This is a genomic window from Kitasatospora sp. NPDC015120 (genome assembly GCF_043080305.1).
In the GTDB taxonomy this organism is placed as follows: domain Bacteria; phylum Actinomycetota; class Actinomycetes; order Streptomycetales; family Streptomycetaceae; genus Kitasatospora.
Map to the genome: position 1 here is coordinate 966697 of NZ_JBIBVJ010000001.1, position 18478 is coordinate 985174.

The 18478-nt window shown below is 72.8% G+C and carries 13 protein-coding genes and 1 CRISPR repeat array; of the genes, 7 read left to right on the plus strand and 6 right to left on the minus strand.

All coding sequences use genetic code 11. From position 1 onward, the window contains the following. Position 1: 1 nt before the first annotated feature. Positions 2–1207, minus strand: a complete 1206-nt coding sequence (locus tag ACF1AK_RS04490) for a phosphatidylserine decarboxylase (RefSeq protein WP_391497249.1) — start codon at positions 1205–1207, stop codon at positions 2–4. A gap of 285 nt (positions 1208–1492) precedes the next feature. Between ACF1AK_RS04490 and ACF1AK_RS04495 the strand changes: the two genes are divergently transcribed. After that, positions 1493–3022, plus strand: coding sequence for an alpha/beta hydrolase (locus tag ACF1AK_RS04495; protein ID WP_391497250.1), 1530 nt, complete (start codon positions 1493–1495; stop codon positions 3020–3022). 96 nt (positions 3023–3118) lie between these two features. Here ACF1AK_RS04495 and ACF1AK_RS04500 read toward each other — a convergent pair whose 3' ends face one another. Together ACF1AK_RS04500 and ACF1AK_RS04505 are read right to left on the minus strand one after the other, a co-directional pair. Further along, positions 3119–3919 carry an MHYT domain-containing protein gene (locus tag ACF1AK_RS04500; protein ID WP_391497251.1) on the minus strand — a complete coding sequence of 267 codons (801 nt, stop codon included), beginning with the start codon at positions 3917–3919 and terminating at the stop codon, positions 3119–3121. Positions 3920–4855: 936 nt separating this feature from the next. Further along, positions 4856–5446 carry a TetR/AcrR family transcriptional regulator gene (locus ACF1AK_RS04505; RefSeq protein WP_391497252.1) on the minus strand — a complete coding sequence of 197 codons (591 nt, stop codon included), beginning with the start codon at positions 5444–5446 and terminating at the stop codon, positions 4856–4858. 239 nt (positions 5447–5685) lie between these two features. On the opposite strand from ACF1AK_RS04505, the gene ACF1AK_RS04510 reads away from it, so the two are divergent. Continuing rightward, the gene (locus tag ACF1AK_RS04510) at positions 5686–7359 is read left to right on the plus strand and encodes an FAD-binding dehydrogenase (protein ID WP_391497253.1); all 1674 of its coding nucleotides are present in this window, start codon (positions 5686–5688) and stop codon (positions 7357–7359) included. Positions 7360–7515: 156 nt separating this feature from the next. Beyond that, complete coding sequence (locus ACF1AK_RS04515; protein ID WP_391497254.1) at positions 7516–8739, plus strand: 4-hydroxybenzoate 3-monooxygenase; 1224 nt, start codon at positions 7516–7518, stop codon at positions 8737–8739. Between the two features lie 215 nt (positions 8740–8954). Here the strand turns inward: ACF1AK_RS04515 and ACF1AK_RS04520 are convergent, their stop codons facing one another. The 3 genes from ACF1AK_RS04520 to ACF1AK_RS04530 form a co-directional block, all read right to left on the minus strand. Continuing rightward, positions 8955–9119 carry a hypothetical protein gene (locus ACF1AK_RS04520; protein WP_391497255.1) on the minus strand — a complete coding sequence of 55 codons (165 nt, stop codon included), beginning with the start codon at positions 9117–9119 and terminating at the stop codon, positions 8955–8957. A gap of 270 nt (positions 9120–9389) precedes the next feature. Continuing rightward, positions 9390–9665: a hypothetical protein gene (locus ACF1AK_RS04525; RefSeq protein WP_391497256.1), complete on the minus strand. Its 276-nt coding sequence runs from the start codon at positions 9663–9665 to the stop codon at positions 9390–9392. 5 nt (positions 9666–9670) lie between these two features. After that, positions 9671–10414 (minus strand): hypothetical protein, encoded by a 744-nt coding sequence (locus tag ACF1AK_RS04530; RefSeq protein WP_391497257.1) that lies wholly within the window; start codon positions 10412–10414, stop codon positions 9671–9673. 427 nt (positions 10415–10841) lie between these two features. Here ACF1AK_RS04530 and ACF1AK_RS04535 point away from each other — a divergent pair, with 427 nt between their 5' ends. The 4 genes from ACF1AK_RS04535 to casB all read left to right on the plus strand — a co-directional run bounded on the left by ACF1AK_RS04535 (position 10842) and on the right by casB (position 18478). Continuing rightward, positions 10842–12239, plus strand: coding sequence for a uracil-xanthine permease family protein (locus ACF1AK_RS04535; protein WP_391497258.1), 1398 nt, complete (start codon positions 10842–10844; stop codon positions 12237–12239). Positions 12240–12479: 240 nt separating this feature from the next. Continuing rightward, positions 12480–12873: direct repeats of the CRISPR family, unit length 28 nt; unit sequence GGGCAACCCCCGCGAGCGCGGGGTCGAT. Positions 12874–13044: 171 nt separating this feature from the next. After that, the gene (cas3, locus tag ACF1AK_RS04540; RefSeq protein ID WP_391497259.1) at positions 13045–15939 is read left to right on the plus strand and encodes a CRISPR-associated helicase Cas3'; all 2895 of its coding nucleotides are present in this window, start codon (positions 13045–13047) and stop codon (positions 15937–15939) included. 219 nt (positions 15940–16158) lie between these two features. Then, positions 16159–17886 carry a type I-E CRISPR-associated protein Cse1/CasA gene (casA, locus tag ACF1AK_RS04545; RefSeq protein WP_391497260.1) on the plus strand — a complete coding sequence of 576 codons (1728 nt, stop codon included), beginning with the start codon at positions 16159–16161 and terminating at the stop codon, positions 17884–17886. Continuing rightward, a complete protein-coding gene (gene casB, locus ACF1AK_RS04550) occupies positions 17876–18478 on the plus strand; it encodes a type I-E CRISPR-associated protein Cse2/CasB (protein WP_391497261.1) in 603 nt (200 codons plus the stop codon). The genes casA and casB overlap by 11 nt, the downstream gene beginning before the upstream one ends.

Sequence of the window (18478 nt, forward strand, 5' to 3'; positions counted from 1 at the left end):
GTCAGGAGGCCGGCGTGATGCGCCCGGGCAGCGGGCGGACGTAGCGCTCGAAGTGGCGCTCGGTGTGCGCGACCTCCTGGAGGACCCCGATCCGCTGGCCCAGGAGCAGCTGCAGCGCGGGGAACCGGCCCGCCTCGAAGAGCAGGATGTTCAGTGACCCGCCGTACTGGAAGTAGCCGATCTCGTCGCCCTTCGTCACCTGGACCGGGGGCGAGTCCTTGGTGATCCCGCGGAACGGCTCGCGGAACGTCACGGAGCCGATCGAGTTGAGGCCGACGGGCACCAGGGCGACGTAGCCCTTGCCGTCCGGGTTCCCGAGGTGATCGAGGTACGGCGTCTCGATGATGACGTATCCGCGGCGGAAGTCCTCGAACAGGCTGTAGTCGTACCCGTAGCCGACGTTCCCCTTGTTGAGCAGGTCGGGGAAGTCCCGGATCCCGTAGTAGACGCCGCCGATGTCGTCGCGGGACTCGACCACCTGGCCGCCGACCGGGGCGTGGTAGCGGTGGTAGGTGTCGGGCATGAGGATGCACGACACGGCCGTGCCGCCGATGAACCTCTCGGCGTACTCGGAGCCGTCCAGCAGCCGGCCGACGCTCATGGTCACGGCCGCCTTGATCGGCAGCGGCGTGTCGGGCGCCAGATTGTCGACGATCATGTTGATGATGCAGTCGGTCGGGGCGGTCACGACGCTGGGGTCCCCGGGGGCGTCGATCGTCCGGGCCTTGGGCTTCAGCTCCCTGATGAAGAACTTGTTGAGGGTCGACCAGTCGCCCTTCGCGAAGTCGGCCATCCGCTTCGGGCCGAGTTCGGCGATCCACTGCTCGACCAGTTTCCCGGAATCCGGGGAGTCCATCTGCCGGCCCTGCAGCTGGGTGAAGTCGGCCAGGACCTCCCGCCCTGACTCGCTGGTCACGAACGCGAGTCCGGCGGCGTTCTCGTAGCTGATCCAGCTGAACCGGCGGATGTACTGCAGCCCGTCGGAAATGGGCTGCTTCCAGCCCCAGTCGTACCATTCGACGAAGAAGTCCGCCAGGGTCTCCCCGGTCGCCCCCCGCCAGTCCTTGTAGACGTCGGAGTCCGGGTACACCGTGGGCGGCGTCAGACCCTGGATCGCCGCGTCGAACTTCTTCCGGAAGTCGCTTTCCTCGTCGTTGTAGAGATTCTCGACCTTTTCCCTGAACTCTTTGATGTTCTGCGAGGTCACGTCCTGCTGCCTTCCGTGCGGGGGGGGGGATCTCCGGTGCTGCTACACCCTCACCGAGGACGTGCGGATCCGCGAAGAACCGCGCCCACAGCTAGGCCGTTCGTCTGGAAACCACCTCCGGCCGGCGGTACGCGGCGTGTCGTTCCCGGCGGCGGGTGGTCCTGAAGTCGTAGCAGGGAAGGGGCACTTCGGCGGGGGAGTGCGCTACCGGCGGCGGATGCGGCCCGCCGCCGGGCCCCCTACGGTCGCCCCGACGGCCCACCGAGGCACCCGAGGGGAAACACCGTGATCCGCGCCGCGAAGCCGGCCGCCGCTGCGGCGGCACTGGCCCTGACCGTTCTCACCGCGCCGGCCGCGACCGCCGCCGCGGACCCGCTCGCCGCGCTGCGCGGCCAGCAGCCGCGCTGGCACGCCTGCGCGAGCGGCCCGGACGACGCCGCCGGCGCCGAACTCGACGCGGCGGGCGCCCGCTGCACCGAGATCACCGTCCCCCTCGACTACCGCCGGCCCGGCGGACCGACCCTCGGCATCGCCCTCTCCCGGCTGCCCGCCACCGACCCCGCCCACCGCCTGGGCACCCTGTTCCACAACCCCGGCGGCCCCGGCGTCCCCGCCCGCGGGCTGAGCCTCGCCCTGCGGCAGGCCGCCCCCGCCCTCGGCGCCCGCTACGACATCGTCGGCATGGATCCGCGCTTCGTCGGCGCCAGCACCCCCCTCGACTGCGGCTGGCCCACGGCCGGCCCCGGCTCGGCCGGCCCCGACCGGCTGGGCTTCGACCGGGCCGCCGAGGTCGCCAAGGACCTCGCGACCCGCTGCGCCCCGTACCGCGACCTGCTGCCGCACGCCTCCACCCGCAACACCGCGCGGGACATGGACCTGGTGCGCGCCGTCCTCGGCGAGCAGAGGATCGCCTATCTCGGCTCGTCCTACGGCAGCTACCTCGGCGAGGTCTACCTCCAGCTGTTCCCCGGGCACGTCGGGCGGGCGGTGTTCGACGCCGCCATGGACCCGGACCGCTTCGGTCCCGACCTGACCGCCACCCAGGGGCCCGCGATGGCGGCCGCGCTCACCGCCTGGGCCGCCTGGGCGGCCGGCCACGACGACCGCCACCACCTGGGCGGTACGACCGCCGGGGTCCTGGCCTCGGTCGAGCGGGTGCGGCTGGCCACCGAGCGCGCCCCGCTGGCGGTCGGCACCCACCGGGTCGACGCCCGCCTCCTGCCGCAGGTGCTGTGGACCGTGTCGGCCGGTGACGACGCCGCCGCGTACGAGGAGTTCGCCGCCCTGGTGCGGGTCCTGGCGGACGCGGCCGAGGGCCGGCCGGCGCAGCCGACCGCGCTGCTGGAGGCGGTGCTGACCGGCCTGGCCTCCCCGGACACCGGTGGCTACGCCGCCGTGCAGACTGCGGTCATGTGCGCGGACCGCGCCGCCTCGCGCGATCCGCTCGACTACTACCGCGACATCCGGGCCCACCGCGGCGACGAGCCGCTGTTCGGCCCGCTCACCCGCAACCTCACCCCTTGCACCTTCTGGCCCGCGGACCCGGCCGAGCCGCCCACCCGGGTGCGCAACGACGTCCCGGTCCTGCTGGTCGGCGCCGACGGCGACCCGGCCGCCACCTACCCCGGCCAGCTCTCCGCCCACCGGGCCCTGACCGGCTCGCGGCTGGTGACCCTGCGCGGAGCCTTCCGCCACACCGTCTACGCGGGCCTGTTCGCGCCGCGCGACACCTGCGTGGACGCCGTCGTCGACCGCTACCTGCTGGACGGCGTCCTCCCCGCCACGGACGGCGACTGCCCGGCCGCCCGCCCGTAGCCCGGGAGCGCACCGGCGTCCGGTACTCCCCGGGTGACGGGACGGCCCGGCGCGGTGGGTTCCCGCGCCGGGCCGTCCGGCTCGTCCGGTGCCGGATCACCCCCGCCGTTCGAACAGCGGCACCCGCACCGGCTCCGGCCGGGCGGCGGCGGCCCGGCCCGACAGCGAGGAGTCCTGCGGCGACAGCATCAGGGCGATCCCGCCGAGTGCGAGCAGGACGAGGACCGCCACCGCGAGCGGGGTGATGAACTGTGAGGCCGGGAGACCGCCGGCCGGGGTGCGGCCGTCGAGCACGACCGAGACCGCGGCCATGCCGGTGTAGTGCATGGCGACCACCGCGACCCCGGCGATCAGCGCCGCGCCCAGGGAGGCGAGCAGACCGGTGATGTTCAGCGTCATCCACAGCGCGGCGGTGGAGGCGGCCACGGCGATCGCGATGGAGGCGGCCACGACGGCCGTGTCGTAGGACACCCGGCCCTGGACATGCATCGCCGCCATGCCCAGGTAGTGCATGGCGGCGACACCCAGTCCCATCACCGTGCCGCCGACCAGCAGGGTGGACAGGCCGCGCGGCCGGTAGCCGACGTAGAGGATGCCGAGGCCGCAGACCGCGATCGCGAGCAGCAGGCTGCACAGCGTCAGCGGCACGTTGTAGAGGATGGCCGAGCCGGTGACGGTGAAGCCGAGCATCGCGAGGAAGTGCATCGTCCAGATGCCGCAGCCGATCTCGGCGGCACCGAGCAGCAGCCAGCCGAGCCGCCGGCGCGGCGGCAGGTCCAGGGCGCGGACGGTGCAGCGGAGGCCGAGCGCGGCTCCGGTGCAGGCGACGACGTAGGAGAGGACGGGGTTGATCCAGCCGTAGTGGAAGCCGTCGACGGGGGCGGTATGGGTGTGCATGGAGGTACCTGAGCTGACGTGCGGTGGATGGACGGGGGCGGGAGCGGCCCGCGCCGGGACGAGGGGCGGCGCGGTCCTTCCGGCTCCAGGGGTACACGGAGGACCGGAACGTCCGGGGAAGGCCGGTTGAAGGGGAGCGGTCCACCGGTCGGCGGCGCCCGGGGTACCGGGGCCGCATCCGCCCCCGGCCGGTGTACCGTCACCTCGCTCCTCGTGGGCCCGGATCCGGCGGCCCCTGCTGCCCGCCCGGTGGCGTAGGTCACGGGCGGCGCCGCGAAGGTGCCGGCCGACCGCCGCCGGCCTCATGTGCGTGTCCGTCCTGTCGGACCCCCGCAGGCCCCCGCAGGCCAAGGACCGGCCGGGGAACTGACGCCGGGTGCGGTGAGGGGGGAACAGGGCCCGTCCCGGCACCGGCCCCCGCCCCGGCCGCACGCCACGCCCGCCGGGGCGGGGCCCGCCGCTACCGCTTCCGGCGTTCCGCGACCTCCGTGACCAGGGCGGCGATGTGCTCGCGGGTGACGCCGAGGCCGAAGGCGGCGGACTTCGCCACAGGGGCACCTGGCGGGCGGCGGCCAGGAGCCGGGCGTCGCTGTCGGCCAGGGTGGTGGCGAAGGGGAGGCCGGCCATGGCCGGACCACCCGGCCCACGACTGCTTCGAGCGGCGCTACGAGGGCCTCCGCCGGCGCCTCCCCGACAGGCTCGTCGAGCACGCCGCCACCCGGCCGGACACCACCCGGCCGGACCCCGCCCGGCCGGACACCGTGCCCCCGGACGCGGACCGCGCGGCCGAGGCCGCCTGGGCGGCCCGGATCCTGATCGCCGCGACCGACGGACCGCAGCTCCAGTGGCTGCTCGGCCCCCGCATCGACATGGCCGGCGACATCGGCCGCCTCGCCCGCGTCCTGCTGGACGCCCCGGCGGAGCGAGAGCGCCCGGTCAGCCGACCGGGCCGGCCAGCAGCGCCCGCCAGCCCCGCCGGACCAGCCCGGGCACGTCCACCGACGGGTCGTTCAGCCCCTGCAGCTGCGCGCCCTCGACGAGCGCCAGGAACGCGGCGGCCGTGAAGTCCGGGTCCAGGCCCGGATCCGCCGAACCGTCCGCCTGCCGCGCCACCAGGTGGCCGCGCACCGCCGCGCGGAACCGCTCGAACCGCTCCCGGAAGTACGCGTGCGCCGGATGCCCGGGATCGAGCGAGGATGCCGCGAGGTGGACGTACAGTCGCACCCACGCCGGGTTCGCGGCGTTGGTCTCCATGACCCGCGCCATGAACTCACCGGGGTCACCGGCGCCGGCCGACGCGTCCCAGCGCACTGCCGCCGACTCGTCGGTGGCGCGCAGCAGCTCGGTGAGCAGTTCGTCCTTGGAGGTGAAGTGGTGCATCAGCCCGGTCAGGCTCATGCCGCTCTCCCGGGCGATGGCGCGCAGCGACGTGCCGCGCTCGCCCTCGCGGGCGAACACCTCGAAGGCCGCCGCCAGGGCGCGTTCACGCTGCGCCCGTCCCTTGGGCGTCGAGCTGCGGTTGGCCACGGGGGGAGTGTATGCGACCGCCGAGGGTCCCCCGGGCGAGCCCGCGGCGCGGGCAAGCGTGCCGCGCCCACCCTTGTCGCAAAAAACCGAACACTGTACTGTTTCGGTCACCTCCCGATCCGGAGCGACACCAGGGCACCGACGCGCGCCCGGCCGGCCGCCGACTCCGCGGACCGCGCGCCCACCGCCCCCTCCCCCCTCCGTGCGGTCCCGTGACGGCCCTTCCCCGAGGAAAACCCATGGACACTGACGTCATCATCGTCGGAGCCGGCCTGGCCGGACTCACCGCCGCCCACGAACTCACCTCCCGGGGGCGCCGGGTGATCCTGGTCGACCAGGAGAACGCCGCCAACCTCGGCGGCCAGGCCTGGTGGTCCTTCGGCGGCCTGTTCCTCGTCGACTCGCCCGAACAGCGCCGGATGCGCGTCAAGGACTCCCTCGACCTCGCCTGGAGCGACTGGCAGGGCAGCGCGCAGTTCGACCGCCACGCGGACGAGGACAGCTGGGCGGTGCGCTGGGCCCGGGCGTACGTCGAGTTCGCCGCGGGGGAGAAGCGCTCCTGGCTGGCTGGGCACGGGCTGCGCTTCCTGCCCACGGTCGGCTGGGCCGAGCGCGGCGACCTGCGCGCCGACGGGCACGGCAACTCCGTCCCCCGCTTCCACGTCGCCTGGGGCACCGGCACCGGCGTGGTCGTGCCCTTCGCCCGCTCCGCCCGGCGGGCCGCCGCCGACGGGCTGCTGACCTTCCGCCACCGCCACCGGGTCGACGGACTCGTCGTCACCGACGGCGTGGTGACCGGAGTGCGGGGCCGGGTGCTGGCCGCCGACGACGCGGCGCGCGGCGTCGCCTCCAGCCGCGAGGAGACCGGCGACTTCGAACTCTCCGCCCAGGCCGTCGTGGTCGCCTCCGGCGGCATCGGCGCCAACCACGACCTGGTCCGCGCCCACTGGCCCGCCCGGCTGGGCACCCCGCCCCGGCACATGGTCACCGGCGTCCCCGCCCATGTCGACGGGCGGATGCTCGGCATCAGCGCTGCGGCCGGGGCGCGGTTGGTCAACGGCGACCGGATGTGGCACTACACCGAGGGCCTGCACAACTGGGACCCGGTCTGGCCCGGCCACGGCATCCGGATCCTGCCCGGCCCCTCCTCGATGTGGTTCGACGCCCTCGGCCGCCGGCTGCCCGAGCCCTGCCTGCCCGGCTACGACACCCTCGGCACCCTGCGCCACCTGCGGACCGACCCCGCGCTGGCCGGGCACGACCACTCCTGGTTCGTGCTCACCCAGAAGATCATCGAGAAGGAGTTCGCCCTCTCCGGCTCCGAGCAGAACCCCGACATCACCGCCGGCGACCGCAAGGCCTTCGTGCGCGAGCGCCTGCTCGGCAGGGGCGCGCCCGCCCCGGTCGAGGCGTTCAAGCGGCACGGCCGGGACTTCGTCGTCGCCGCGACGCTGGAGGAACTGGTCGAGAAGATGAACGCGCTGACCGGCACCCCACTGTTGGACGCCGCGGCGATGCGCCGCCGGATCGAGGCCCGGGACCGTCAGCTCGCCAACCCCTACACCAAGGACGCCCAGGTGCAGGGCATCCGCAACTCCCGCCGCTACCTGGGCGACCGCCTGGGCCGCACCGCCGCCCCGCACCGGCTGCTCGACCCGGCCGCGGGGCCGCTGATCGGCGTCCAACTGCACGTGCTCACCCGCAAGACGCTCGGCGGCATCCAGACCGACCTCTCCTCCCGCGCCCTCGCGGCCGACGGCACGCCGGTGCCCGGGCTCTACGCGGTCGGCGAGGCCGCCGGGTTCGGCGGTGGCGGACTGCACGGCTACAACGCCCTGGAGGGCACCTTCCTCGGCGGCTGCCTGTTCTCCGGCCGCGCGGCCGGCCGCGCCGCTGCGGAGGCCACCGCCTGACCGGGTCCGACGGTCCCGACCGCCCCGCCCCCTGCCGCCGGTTGCCGCACCGGCGGCAGGGGGCGGCGCGTCCCGGCCGGCCGGTTCCCCGGGGGCACCGCCGGGAGCGACCGCCACCGGCTCCGGCACCCGCCCCTCGCTACCATGGACGACACGATGACCGGTCGTCAGGACGCCGACAGGGGAGTGGACATGGGCGACGAATCGGCCGAGGTGGTGATCCTCGGCGCGGGCCCGGCCGGTCTCGTCCTCGGCAACCTGCTGCACCGGGCCGGCATCGACTGCGCCGTCCTGGAACGCGCCGACCGCGCCCACCTCCACGCCCGCGCGCGGGCCGGGTTCCTCGCCGCGAACACCGTCCGCGTCCTGGACCGCCACGGCCTCGCCGACGGCCTGCACCGCCGCGGCCGGCCCCACGCCACCTGCGAGTTCCGCACCGCCGACGGCGGCTTCCGCCTCGACTACGGGCACCTCGGCCGCGGCGAGCTCCACACCGTCTACCCGCAGCAGTTCCTCGTCGCGGACCTGCTCTCCGCGTACCTGGACGCCGGCGGCCGGCTGCACTTCGCCACCGAGGCCCACCGGGTGCTGGACACCGAGGGCGGGCGCCCCGTCGTCGAGGCCGGCGGACCGGACGGGCGCCCGGTCCGCTGGCGGGCCCGCTACGTCGCCGGCTGCGACGGCCGCCACGGCGCCGCCCGCCGCTCGCTGCCGCCCGGCGCCGTCGTCCACCACCACGACCACGGCCTGTCCTGGCTGGGCCTGCTCGCCGAGGCGCCGCCCAGCCTGGACGCCGTCGGCTACGCCGTGCACGAGCGCGGCTTCGCCGGCCACATGGCCCGCACTGCCGAGATCACCCGCTACTACCTGCAGTGCGAGCGCGGCACCCCGCCCGAGGCGTGGAGCGAGGAGTACATCTGGCACGAGCTCGACACACGGATGCGGTCCGCCGACCACGGCCCGCTGCGCCGGGGGAGCATCGTCCAGCGCAGCGTCGTCGACCTGGAGTGCGACGTCGTCGAACCGCTGCGCCATGGCGCGCTGCTGCTCGCCGGTGACGCCGCGAGCCTCATCACCCCGTCCGCCGCCAAGGGCGCCAACCTCGCCGTGCTGGAGGCGGAACTGCTGGCCGAGGCCCTGGTCGACGACCTCGCCCGCGGTGACGGCCGCGCCCTGGCCGGCTACTCGGACCGCTGCCTGGAGTACATCTGGCGGGCCCAGGAGTTCTCGCACTGGATGGTCCGGCTGCTGCACGCCGTGCCCACCCCGCACGGCGGCCCGTCGACCTTCGACGAGGGGCTGCGCCGCGCGCGCCTGGGAGCCCTGCGCACCTCCCGCGCCCAGCAGGACTGGTTCGCCGAGAACTACGTCGGCCTCTGACCCCGCCCCGCACCGCCGAGGACGCCCGCCGGGGGCGCCCGTCTCGTGGTCGCCACCGCCCATCCCGTGCCGGGAGGCCGACGCCCACGCCTGGCGCGCCTCCGGCCTGCCCGCCACCTGCGAGGGCCGCCACTTGGCTGACCCCTGACCTGACACGATCTCTGAGACGGCGAAACGCCCCGGCTTGCCGGGGCGTTTCGTGCGTGCCGCTCAGTTCAGTGCAAGCCGTCCGTGTCGTCGTGCTCTTCGCCGACCGGGAGTGGCCAATGGTCCTCCTCCACCGGCTCATCGCTCTGGATGGCCGCGGAGACCGCCCTGTTGTAGGCATCGTCGAGGCCGTCACCGCTTGCGCCGAGTATGTTCTCCCAGTCAATTCCCATACCTACGAGCCTACCCGTAGCGTGCGAGGAGCCGAGCGATGTGGGCGTTGAGCTCGTCCGCCCGGGCAAAGATCACAGCTTCCTCTCCTGGGAGGACGGGCGGCGCGGCCGGCCTCGTCATCGGGCTGAAAGCGTTGCTGCTGGTCATGCAGAAGCTCATCGACTGGACCAAGGCGACTCGCAACCAGCAAGTCTTCGCGAAGCCTGTGATCCACCGACGATTCACCCCCCCCGAGGGCGGCGGTCCTCGGGGGGCTCGGATGCGAGTCGTCAGCCCTGGCGACCTGTGGCGGCCCGGAAGTCGGGCATGCCGAAGTGGACCGCGCCGTGGCGTGCGGTGAGGCAACTCATCGCGGTGAGCTTCTCGTTCGCTGCCGCGATGTGCACCTCCAGGCCCGCGATTTCGCCGAGCCAGCCCTGTTGCTGGGCCTCGGTGACGCGGGCGTGGAGGTTGGCGATGATCTCGCGCAGGCGTGGGGCCTGCGCGGGGTCCGGCCGTAGGGCCGGGCATCGGATGCAGGCTTCTCTGAACCAACGATCGCCCATCGTCCTCAGACCCTCGGGCCGATCGACGGTGTGGTGTGGACTTCGGCCTCCGGGTCCAGCCTCAAGCCGGCCGTGGCGAGGAAGTCTGTGAGTTCGATCCGGCCGCCGTTGGTTCCGTCGTCCCAGCTGGTCCAGAGCCTCGACTCCTCGCCGTCCCAGGTGTCGACGTCCTCGCTCGGATGCTGCTCGACAGTCCCTTCGCCGTGCCGGTACCGCAGGTACAGGTACTGGCCCATGGTCGTCCAGGCGTCCCACTGCGACGGGCAGCCCCCGGAGGTCTGCACCACCCGCGCGAGGGCCACATCCTCGTGCAGGTGGGCCTCGACAGCGCCCAGATGCTGGTCGTGGGCGATGAGGAGACCGTCCACGAGACCGAGCAGGCGGACGCTGCCGCCGGGGAACTGGAGCGTGAGGCCGGCCGTGAATCCGACATGGCCGTCGTTGTAGTCGATCTGCCGAACCGACCGGATCATCTGTCCGACGAACCAGGTCACCGGAACATCCGGCGAATCATCGATCACGGAGACGCTGCCGTGTTCCGCCATTGAGTACGGTCCGTGCGGCTGATCGGCCCGCAGGGACAAGCCGGTCGAAGGCGTGTGGAACAGGACTGGCCCCAGCCCCTCCAGGTGAAGCCACAGGTGCACCAGCGATGGTCTGTCGTCAGCGTGGTGATGCCAAGCAGTGGTCACCTTCAGCAGCCGCCGCCCGATCAGGTCGGCGGCAAACAGCTCCGCATCGTCGATCACCCGCCGATGCTCCCACGGCCTCACCAACAAGACACCCGAATACGCGCGCCACGGACCAGGGCTACTGCAGGCTCCGAGCAGGCCCAGAGCCAGTGCGCCGAAGCCGGACCCATCTGGGGCCGGCCCGGTGCAGCTGCTCGCTGACATGTGCCACTCCTCGGTGACTGTTCGCGTTGAGTCTCTCACCGATCACCGAGGGCCTTGACAGGGCTGGTGCAGCATGACCACACGCATGGCCATGATTGTTCGCCGTGCTGTGCCGGCGACGAGCTTCGCGCCCTTTGTCGGGCACGGCCGCCGTCGTCGCCGAGACCGACACCAGAGCCCTCCTCGAACGACCTACGCTGCGGCTGGGAGATCATGGTGGTTTCAGCGTGTGGTCCCGGGGTGCATTTCGGGACACGGTCGAGTGGAACAGGTACATGGGATGAAGGTCGGGTTCGGGTGGAAGCTGCACGGGGACGGGCGTGCGCCGCGGCCCGGGGCTGTGGTGCGGCCGGACGAGCGGTTGTCGTGGGGGCGGACGGTCGGGCTCGGGGCGCAGCACGTGGTGGCTATGTTTGGGGCCACCTTTGTGGCGCCCATTCTCATGGGGCTGGATCCGAACCTCGCGGTGATGCTGTCGGGTGTGGCGACGGTATTCTTCCTGCTGGTGACGCAGGGCCGGATCCCGTCGTACCTGGGTTCCAGTCTGTCGTTCGTGGGCGTGGCCGCGGTGATCAAGTCGCAGGGCGGGGACACGGCGACGGTGACGGGTGCGCTGCTGGTGGCGGGTGCGGTGCTCGCGGCGTGCGGTGCGGTGGTGCAGGGGCTCGGGGCGAAGGTGGTGCACGCGGTGCTGCCGCCGGTGGTGACCGGTGCGGTGGTGATGCTGATCGGGTTCAATCTGGCGCCGGTGGCGGCGGGGACGTACTGGCCGCAGGACCAGTGGACGGCGCTGCTGGTGATGGCGTTCACGGGGTTGGCGCTGGTGGTGTTGCGGGGGTTCTGGTCGCGGATCGCGATCTTCCTGGGGCTGGTGTTCGGGTACGCGGTGTCGTGGCTGTTCGACCGGGTCTTCGGGAAGATCCACTCTCCGGTCGGCGGCGGGGCCGCGACGGAGCACTGGCGTCTGGACCTGTCGGGCGTGGGGAAGGCGGACTGGATCGGTCTGCCGTCGCTGCACGCGCCGAGCTTCCAGGCGTCCGCGGTGCTGGTGGCGCTGCCCGTGGTGGTGGCGCTGATCGCGGAGAACGCGGGGCACGTGAAGGCGGTTTCGGAGATGACGGGTGATCCGCTGGACGACCGGATGGGTGCCGCGATCATGGCGGACGGCACGGCGACGGTGCTGTCGACGGCGGTGGGTGGTCCGGCGACGACGACGTACGCGGAGAACATCGGCGTGATGGCGGCGACCCGGGTGTACTCGACGGCCGCGTACTGGTGCGCGGCCGGCTTCGCGATCCTGTTCGGTTTGTGCCCGAAGTTCGGCGCGGTGGTCGCGGCGATCCCGGGCGGGGTGCTGGGCGGGATCACGGTGGTGCTGTACGGCATGATCGGTCTGCTGGGCGCGCAGATCTGGATCCACAACAAGGTGGACCTGACCAATCCGCTGAACCTGGTGCCGGTCGCGGCGGGTGTGATCGTCGGCATCGGCAACGTGACGCTGAAGTTCAGCGACGACTTCGAGCTCGGCGGCATCGCCCTGGGCACCCTGATCGTGCTGCTCGGCTATCACGGCCTGCGCGCCCTCGCCCCCGCCCACCTGAAGCACCCCCAGTCCGGGAGCGGCCCACTGCTGGACGAAGGCACCAGTGCCTACGACGACCACCGGGGGAAGGAGTGACGGACCTCGGCCGCACCCGCTGAACGCCGCCGAGCGGGTGGTGCCGGAGCACCGGCCCGTGGCGCACTTCCCGGCCCGCAGCCCGGCTGCGGGCCGGGCCTGACGGCTTCGATGTGGTCGGGGCGTCGATCTTGGCCCGGCGCGGCCGCCGCCTCTCCTGGGTGCGGTCGTGGCTGCTCCCGGTGGGCGGCGAGGCGGGCCAGTACACCAGCGAGCTCCTGCGCGGCACCGGCACCCAGGGAGCAACCCCCGCGAGCGCGGGGCCGATGGCTTCCAGGCCTTCGGGTTGAAGCTGTTCGGGGGGCAACCCCCGCGAGCGCGGGGTCGATATGCGCCGCCAGATCGAGGCGGCCACCACCCTGGGGCAACCCCCGCGAGCGCGGGGTCGATTATTCGAGGAGGTTCATCATCAGCGCGGTGTTAGGGCAACCCCCGCGAGCGCGGGGTCGATGATCCGGCACCTGCGGCGCGCCGCCCAGCTGAGGGGCAACCCCCGCGAGCGCGGGGTCGATTCGCCGCCGCCCTGCGTGATGAGCGTCAACTCTGGGCAACCCCCGCGAGCGCGGGGTCGATCATGCCGACCCCGCCGCCGAAGTTGTCGAGCAGGGGCAACCCCCGCGAGCGCGGGGTCGATACTTGCTGACCTGCGGCGATTCTCCTCAGTGGGCTCCGATTGATTCAGTTCGATTCGGTGGACGGGCCGTTGAGGAGCTCATGCGTCGCCGCCGTCTCTCGTTCTGTCCGGGTGGATTGTCAGTGTTGGGCTCTACGCTCCGCAGCGTACTCGTACGTGGAGGTCGGGACGATGGCCGAGGATCGCTGGCGGTGGTATCCACCGGAGGTCAGGGGCTGGCTGGGTGCGTTGTGGGGAAAGTCGGCGGGGCGGGCTGGCGGGACGGTGAATCTCCTGCTGTCGCACATGCTGGACACCGCCGCGGTTGCCGAGCTGGTCTGGGACCGGTACCTGCCGCAGGTGACGAGGTGGCGTCTGGACGCTCTGGCGGGGGGTGCGGGGAAGGGACGGCGTCTGTTCGCGTGGTTGTGCGGGATTCATGACCTGGGCAAGGCCACGCCGGTGTTCCAGCGCCTGGACGCTGCCGGGGAGGCCGCGGTCCGGCAGGCGGGGCTCGCCTGGGACAAGTACGCGGTGAAGGGGGCGTCCTGGCGGCACGACAAGGCCGGTGCCCGGGTGCTGATGGCGCTGCTCGCCGAGGCGAAGTGGTCTGAGGAGCAGGTCGGTTGGGTCTGGCCGCTGGTCGCCGGCCACCACGGTCTGATCCCGACGGTAGGGGATCTGAAACCGCCGAGGAGGAACGAGAAGCTGCAGGGCCACGATCGGTCGTGGAAGCTCGCGCAGCTGGCCCTGGCGGAAGTGTTCTCACGGGAGGTCGGCTACGAAGGTCAGTCGCCGCTGGCCGCGGTTGAGCCCGCTCTGGTGCCGAGTCGCGCGATGCAGCTTCAGCTGTCCGGCTTCGTGGTGATGGCGGACTGGATCGCCAGCGACGAGCGGCACTTCACCGGCGTGTCGGATCTGTCGAAGGTGGCGATGCCCCAGGCGCGCCGGCGGGCTTCGGCGGCGTGGTCGAGGCTCGGACTGCGTGGTGGCTGGGGCGCGTTGGCGGTGCCCGGGCCGGAGACCTTCCAGGACCGTTTCGGGCACGGAGCAAGGCCTTCACAGGAGATGGTCCTGGATGTGGTGCGCCGGATGGGCGGGCCGGGGCTGGTGATCGTCGAGGCGCCGATGGGGGAGGGGAAGACGAAGGCAGCGCTCGCGGCGGCGGAGCTGATGGCGGCCCGTCACGGGGCGGACGGGGTGTTCCTGGGCATGCCGACCCAGGCGACCGCGGATCCGATGTTCACGCAGGTGCGCTCGTGGCTGCGCGGGGTCGGGGACGGGCTGGAGGACCAGGTCGCACTGCTGCACGGCAAGCGGATGTTCAACAAGGAGTGGCGTGGCCTGCTGGAGGGCGCGGGGGAGTGGGGCCAGGGCGCGGACGACCCGTTCACCTCGGTGGGGGAGGACGAGTACGGCATGGCGGCCGACTCCTTCGACGGATGCGAGGGCGCCGCACGCAGAGCGCCCGCGGAGTGGTTCCTGGGCCGTCGCCGTGGTCTGCTGAGCCCGTTCGCGGTCGGTACGATCGACCAGCTCCTGTATGCCGCGACCCGCACCAAGCACGTGATGCTGCGGGCGGCCGGCCTGGCCGGCAAGGTCGTGATCCTGGACGAGGTCCACGCCGCCGATGTCTACATGTCGCAGTTCCTGCTGGAGGGACTGTGGTGGCTCGGGCAGGCCGGAGTGCCGGTGCTGCTGCTGTCGGCGACCCTGCCGCCCGAGCAGCGGCGGCATCTGGTCGCCGCTTACGTGGCGGGTACGCAGTCGGCGCAGGGCCCGGTGGCGCTGGAGCTTCCCGAGCCGCAGGGCTATCCGAGCGTGACGGCCGTCTGGCCGGGCCGGGACGGGCGGCCGGAGCTGCTGGTCGAGAGCACCGAGTCGTGGCGCGACGACCTTCAGGTCCGGGTCGAGGTGCTCGATGAGCCGCCGCCGACCGGCCCGGCAGGGCGGCAGGACGGGACGCCCGCGGCCGATACGGCCGTGACCGACTGCCTCAAGGAGCGCCTGGCCGACGGCGGATGCGCCCTGGTCATCCGCAACACCGTCGCCCGCGCCCAGTCCACCTTCGAAGCCCTCCAAAAGGAGTTCGGCTCCGATGTCCGCCTCCTGCACGGCCGCCTGCACGCCGGCCACCGGGCGGACCGCACGCAGCAGGTGTTGGACCTCCTCGGACCACCCAGCCGGGGACACGAGCGCCCCGACAGGCTGGTCGTCGTTGCGACCCAGCTCGCCGAGCAGTCCTTCGACGTCGACGCCGACCTGCTGATCACCGACCTCGCCCCGGTCGACCTGCTCCTCCAGCGCATCGGCCGCCTCCACCGCCACGACGGCGTGGAACGCCCGCACCGGCTGTCCCAGCCCACCGTGGTCGTCACCGGCCTCCACCTCCACGACGACGAAGCCCCGTACATCATGGGCGCCTCCGAGAAGATCTACGGCCGCTACCTGCTCCTGCGCACGGCCGCCGAGGTCAAGCGAGTGACCAAGGACAGCGGGGACACGTGGAGCATCCCCCGTCAGGTGCCGGACCTGGTGGCCCGCGTGTACGGCACCGGCCCCGTCGTCCCGGACGCATGGGCCGAGGCCGAGACCCAGGCCCGGCAGGACTGGGAGAGGCGGCAGGCCGATCGCCGGGAGAACGCCTCCCAGTACCTGCTCACCCGTGCCGGCGAACACGGCGAACCGACCCTGGCCGGACTGCACCGCGGCGCCCACGGCAAGCTGACCGAGGGACAGTTCGAGGCACTCGTCCGCGACGGCGAACGGAGCGCGGAAGTCGTCCTGGTACGCCGCACCGAGAGCGGCTTCCACGCGATGACCGGCCGCAGGCTCGGCCCGAACGGCGAGGTCGCCGCCGAACTGCTGGACGACGTCCTCGCGGGAACGGTACGCCTCCCCGCCAAGCCGACGGCGGCGGCCGAGCAGGCGCTCGGCCCGCTGGCGGGCTGGCGGGACCACCCCTGGCTGCGCTACAGCCTGGCCCTCGAACTCGACGAGCGCGGCGAAGCAGCCCTCGGAGACTTCCGGCTGCGCTACGACGACGACCTCGGCCTCGTGGTGAGCGGGGGGCGCCGGTACGGATGACGGCGAGGTGGTGGGCCGGGCGATTGCCGGGCCCACCACCCAACCCCGCGAGCGCGGGGCCGACTTGTGCCCGTCACGGGCGGCCAAACACGGCCAGGGGCCATCCCCGCGCGAGCGAACGTGCGGGGCCCAAGGGGCAATTCAAGCATTCGCCCCACGATCGGCCGACGATGATGCCACGATGATTCAACAACGCGCTAAACATGGCTAGTTGGGAGAATGTGCGTGCCTGGGTACAACCTTGTCGACGAACCGTGGCTGACGGTGCGGCCGGTCGACGGAGGGCCTCCCGTCGAGCTGGGGATCGCCGAGGCCCTGGCCCGGGCCCACGAGTTCGAGGGGATCGTCGTCGAGTTCTCCACCCAGCTCCCGGCCCTCCTGCGCCAGGTCCTGCTGCCCGTTGTCGCCCACGCCACCGGAGCGCCCGAGACCCTTCGCGTGAAGGGCGAGCGCCTCACGCAGAACGGCGGGTTCGCGGAGAGCGAGCGCAAACGCCTCCAGTTCTATCTCGACGAGCACCGGGCGAAGTTCGACCTCTTCGGCCAGGCCGCCCCGTTCGCGCAAGTCGCGGGGCTGCGCACCGCGAAGGACGAGACGAAGGGTTCCGCCACCCTCGTGGCGACGGCCGCGAGCGGCAACAACGTCCCGCTGTTCGCCAGCCGCACGGACGCGGACCCGCTCGACCTGACACCGGCCCAGGCCGCCCACTGGCTCGTGCACGCGCACTGCTGGGACACCGCGGCGATCAAGACCGGCGTGGTCGGCGACGACCAGGTCAAGGCGGGCAAGACCACCGGGAACCCGACCGGCCCGCTCGGCCAGCTCGGCGTGATCGTCCCCACCGGGCGCACCCTGTACGAGACCCTCCTGCTCAACCTCCCGGTCACCCCGCCCAGCGTCCTCGGCACCCCGCAGTGGACGCGAGGCCCCCACGGCCCGTCCTGGACGGCGCGCGCAGCCGAGGGCCTGCTCGACCTGTGGACGTGGCAGGCCCGGCGGATCCGTCTCATTCCGCACCAGAACGACGCCGGGCAGCTGAGAGTCGCACGGGTGGTCATCAGCGCCGGCGACCGCCTCACGCGGCTGCCCGAGCAGGAGCCGCACACCGCCTGGACGTTCACCGCCCCCGTCAAGAAGTCCGTTTCGGCCCTGCCCGAGCGCCGGCCGCGCCGCCACACCCAGGGCAAGGCCGCCTGGCGTGGCCTGGACGCCCTCCTCGCCCCCACCCGTCAGAGCGCCGACGGGGCCTTCGAGACCAGCGTCCTGCTCGATGAGGTCAGCGGCCTGCAGGAGAGCGGCAAGCTCGGCGCCGACTACCCGCTGCAGGTCGAGACCTTCGGCGTGGTCTACGGCACCCAGTCCGCCGTCGTCGAGGACGTCATTCACGACGCCATTCCGCTGCCGCTGCTCGCTCTCCATCAGGACAGCGAAGCCCACCAGCTCCTCCTGGACGCGGCCGAACAGGCGGAACTCCTCGCGAGGGCCGTCAACAACCTCTCCGCGGACCTGCGCCGCGCCGCCGGAACCGACCCCATCCCCTGGGACAAGGGCCAGCGCCCCGGCGACCTCCTCCTGCACAGCCTCGACCCCCTGGTGCGCCGCCTGCTCGCCGGCGTGCGCGACGCCGGCGACGACGAGGATGTCCTGGAGCGGGGCCGGCTCGCCTGGGAGCAAGTCGCCCACCGTCACGTGTGGGAGGCGGCGAACACGCTCCTGCTGGCCGCACCCGCCACCACGTTCGGCGGCCGGACGCTCGACCAGAGCGGCACATCGGGCAGGGCCCAGACCTACCGGCTCGGCACGGCCGGCGCCAACTTCCGGCGCCAGGTCGACGAGATCCTCCCCCGCCACGCCGATGCCGTCCGGCAGGCCGCTGCCGCCCGGGAAGCCGGGACCGGACCCGACCTCAACCCCGAACCCGCCCCTGGAGCGGACTTTGACTACTGAACACACCACCGCCCGCAAGAGGCGCCGGTACTGGGACGATTTCACCGCCCCGGACCACACCTGGCGCATCGACCCCCGCACCAAGCAGCCGCGCCGCCCCCCGGGCGAGGACCTTGCGGCCATGCGCTCGGGCCTCGGACGGCCCGCCATGGACAGCCCCAGGATGTGGCCGCTCTACAGCTGCGACGTCGACGACCGTCTCGCACTGCGCGACGAGGTCTCCGACGAACAGAAGGCCGAACACGCCGCCCTGGCCCTCTACGGCCTGCACCAGCAGAGCCAGGCCGCACCGATGCACCGACGCGGCGTCAAACTCGGCGAGGCCCTGCGTGCCCTGCGCCGCAGCGGCAAGTTCAGCGAGGAAGCCCTCGACACCCGGGTCGCGCAGCTCGCGGGCGCCACCAGCGTGTCCGCGCTGCTGGTCCACCTGCGCGGCCTGATCACCCAACTGCGCACGGTCGGGCAGCCGCTGGACTACAACCACCTGATGGCCGACATCCAGGCCTGGCACCACACCGACCGGCGCCCGCAGGTCCGCCTCAAGTGGGCCGTCGGCTACCAGGCGTGGAAGGACAAGGCACCCACCGACTGA

Bases quoted from the DNA above. Each gene is read 5' to 3' on its own strand.
- ACF1AK_RS04510 (WP_391497253.1), top strand. From the start codon at position 5,686: ATGGACACTGACGTCATCATCGTCGGAGCCGGCCTGGCCGGACTCACC.
- ACF1AK_RS04515 (WP_391497254.1), top strand. From the start codon at position 7,516: ATGACCGGTCGTCAGGACGCCGACAGGGGAGTGGACATGGGCGACGAA.
- ACF1AK_RS04500 (WP_391497251.1), bottom strand. From the start codon at position 3,919: ATGCACACCCATACCGCCCCCGTCGACGGCTTCCACTACGGCTGGATC.
- ACF1AK_RS04525 (WP_391497256.1), bottom strand. From the start codon at position 9,665: ATGGGCGATCGTTGGTTCAGAGAAGCCTGCATCCGATGCCCGGCCCTA.
- ACF1AK_RS04520 (WP_391497255.1), bottom strand. From the start codon at position 9,119: ATGGGAATTGACTGGGAGAACATACTCGGCGCAAGCGGTGACGGCCTC.
- ACF1AK_RS04535 (WP_391497258.1), top strand. From the start codon at position 10,842: ATGAAGGTCGGGTTCGGGTGGAAGCTGCACGGGGACGGGCGTGCGCCG.
- casA (WP_391497260.1), top strand. From the start codon at position 16,159: ATGTGCGTGCCTGGGTACAACCTTGTCGACGAACCGTGGCTGACGGTG.
- cas3 (WP_391497259.1), top strand. From the start codon at position 13,045: ATGGCCGAGGATCGCTGGCGGTGGTATCCACCGGAGGTCAGGGGCTGG.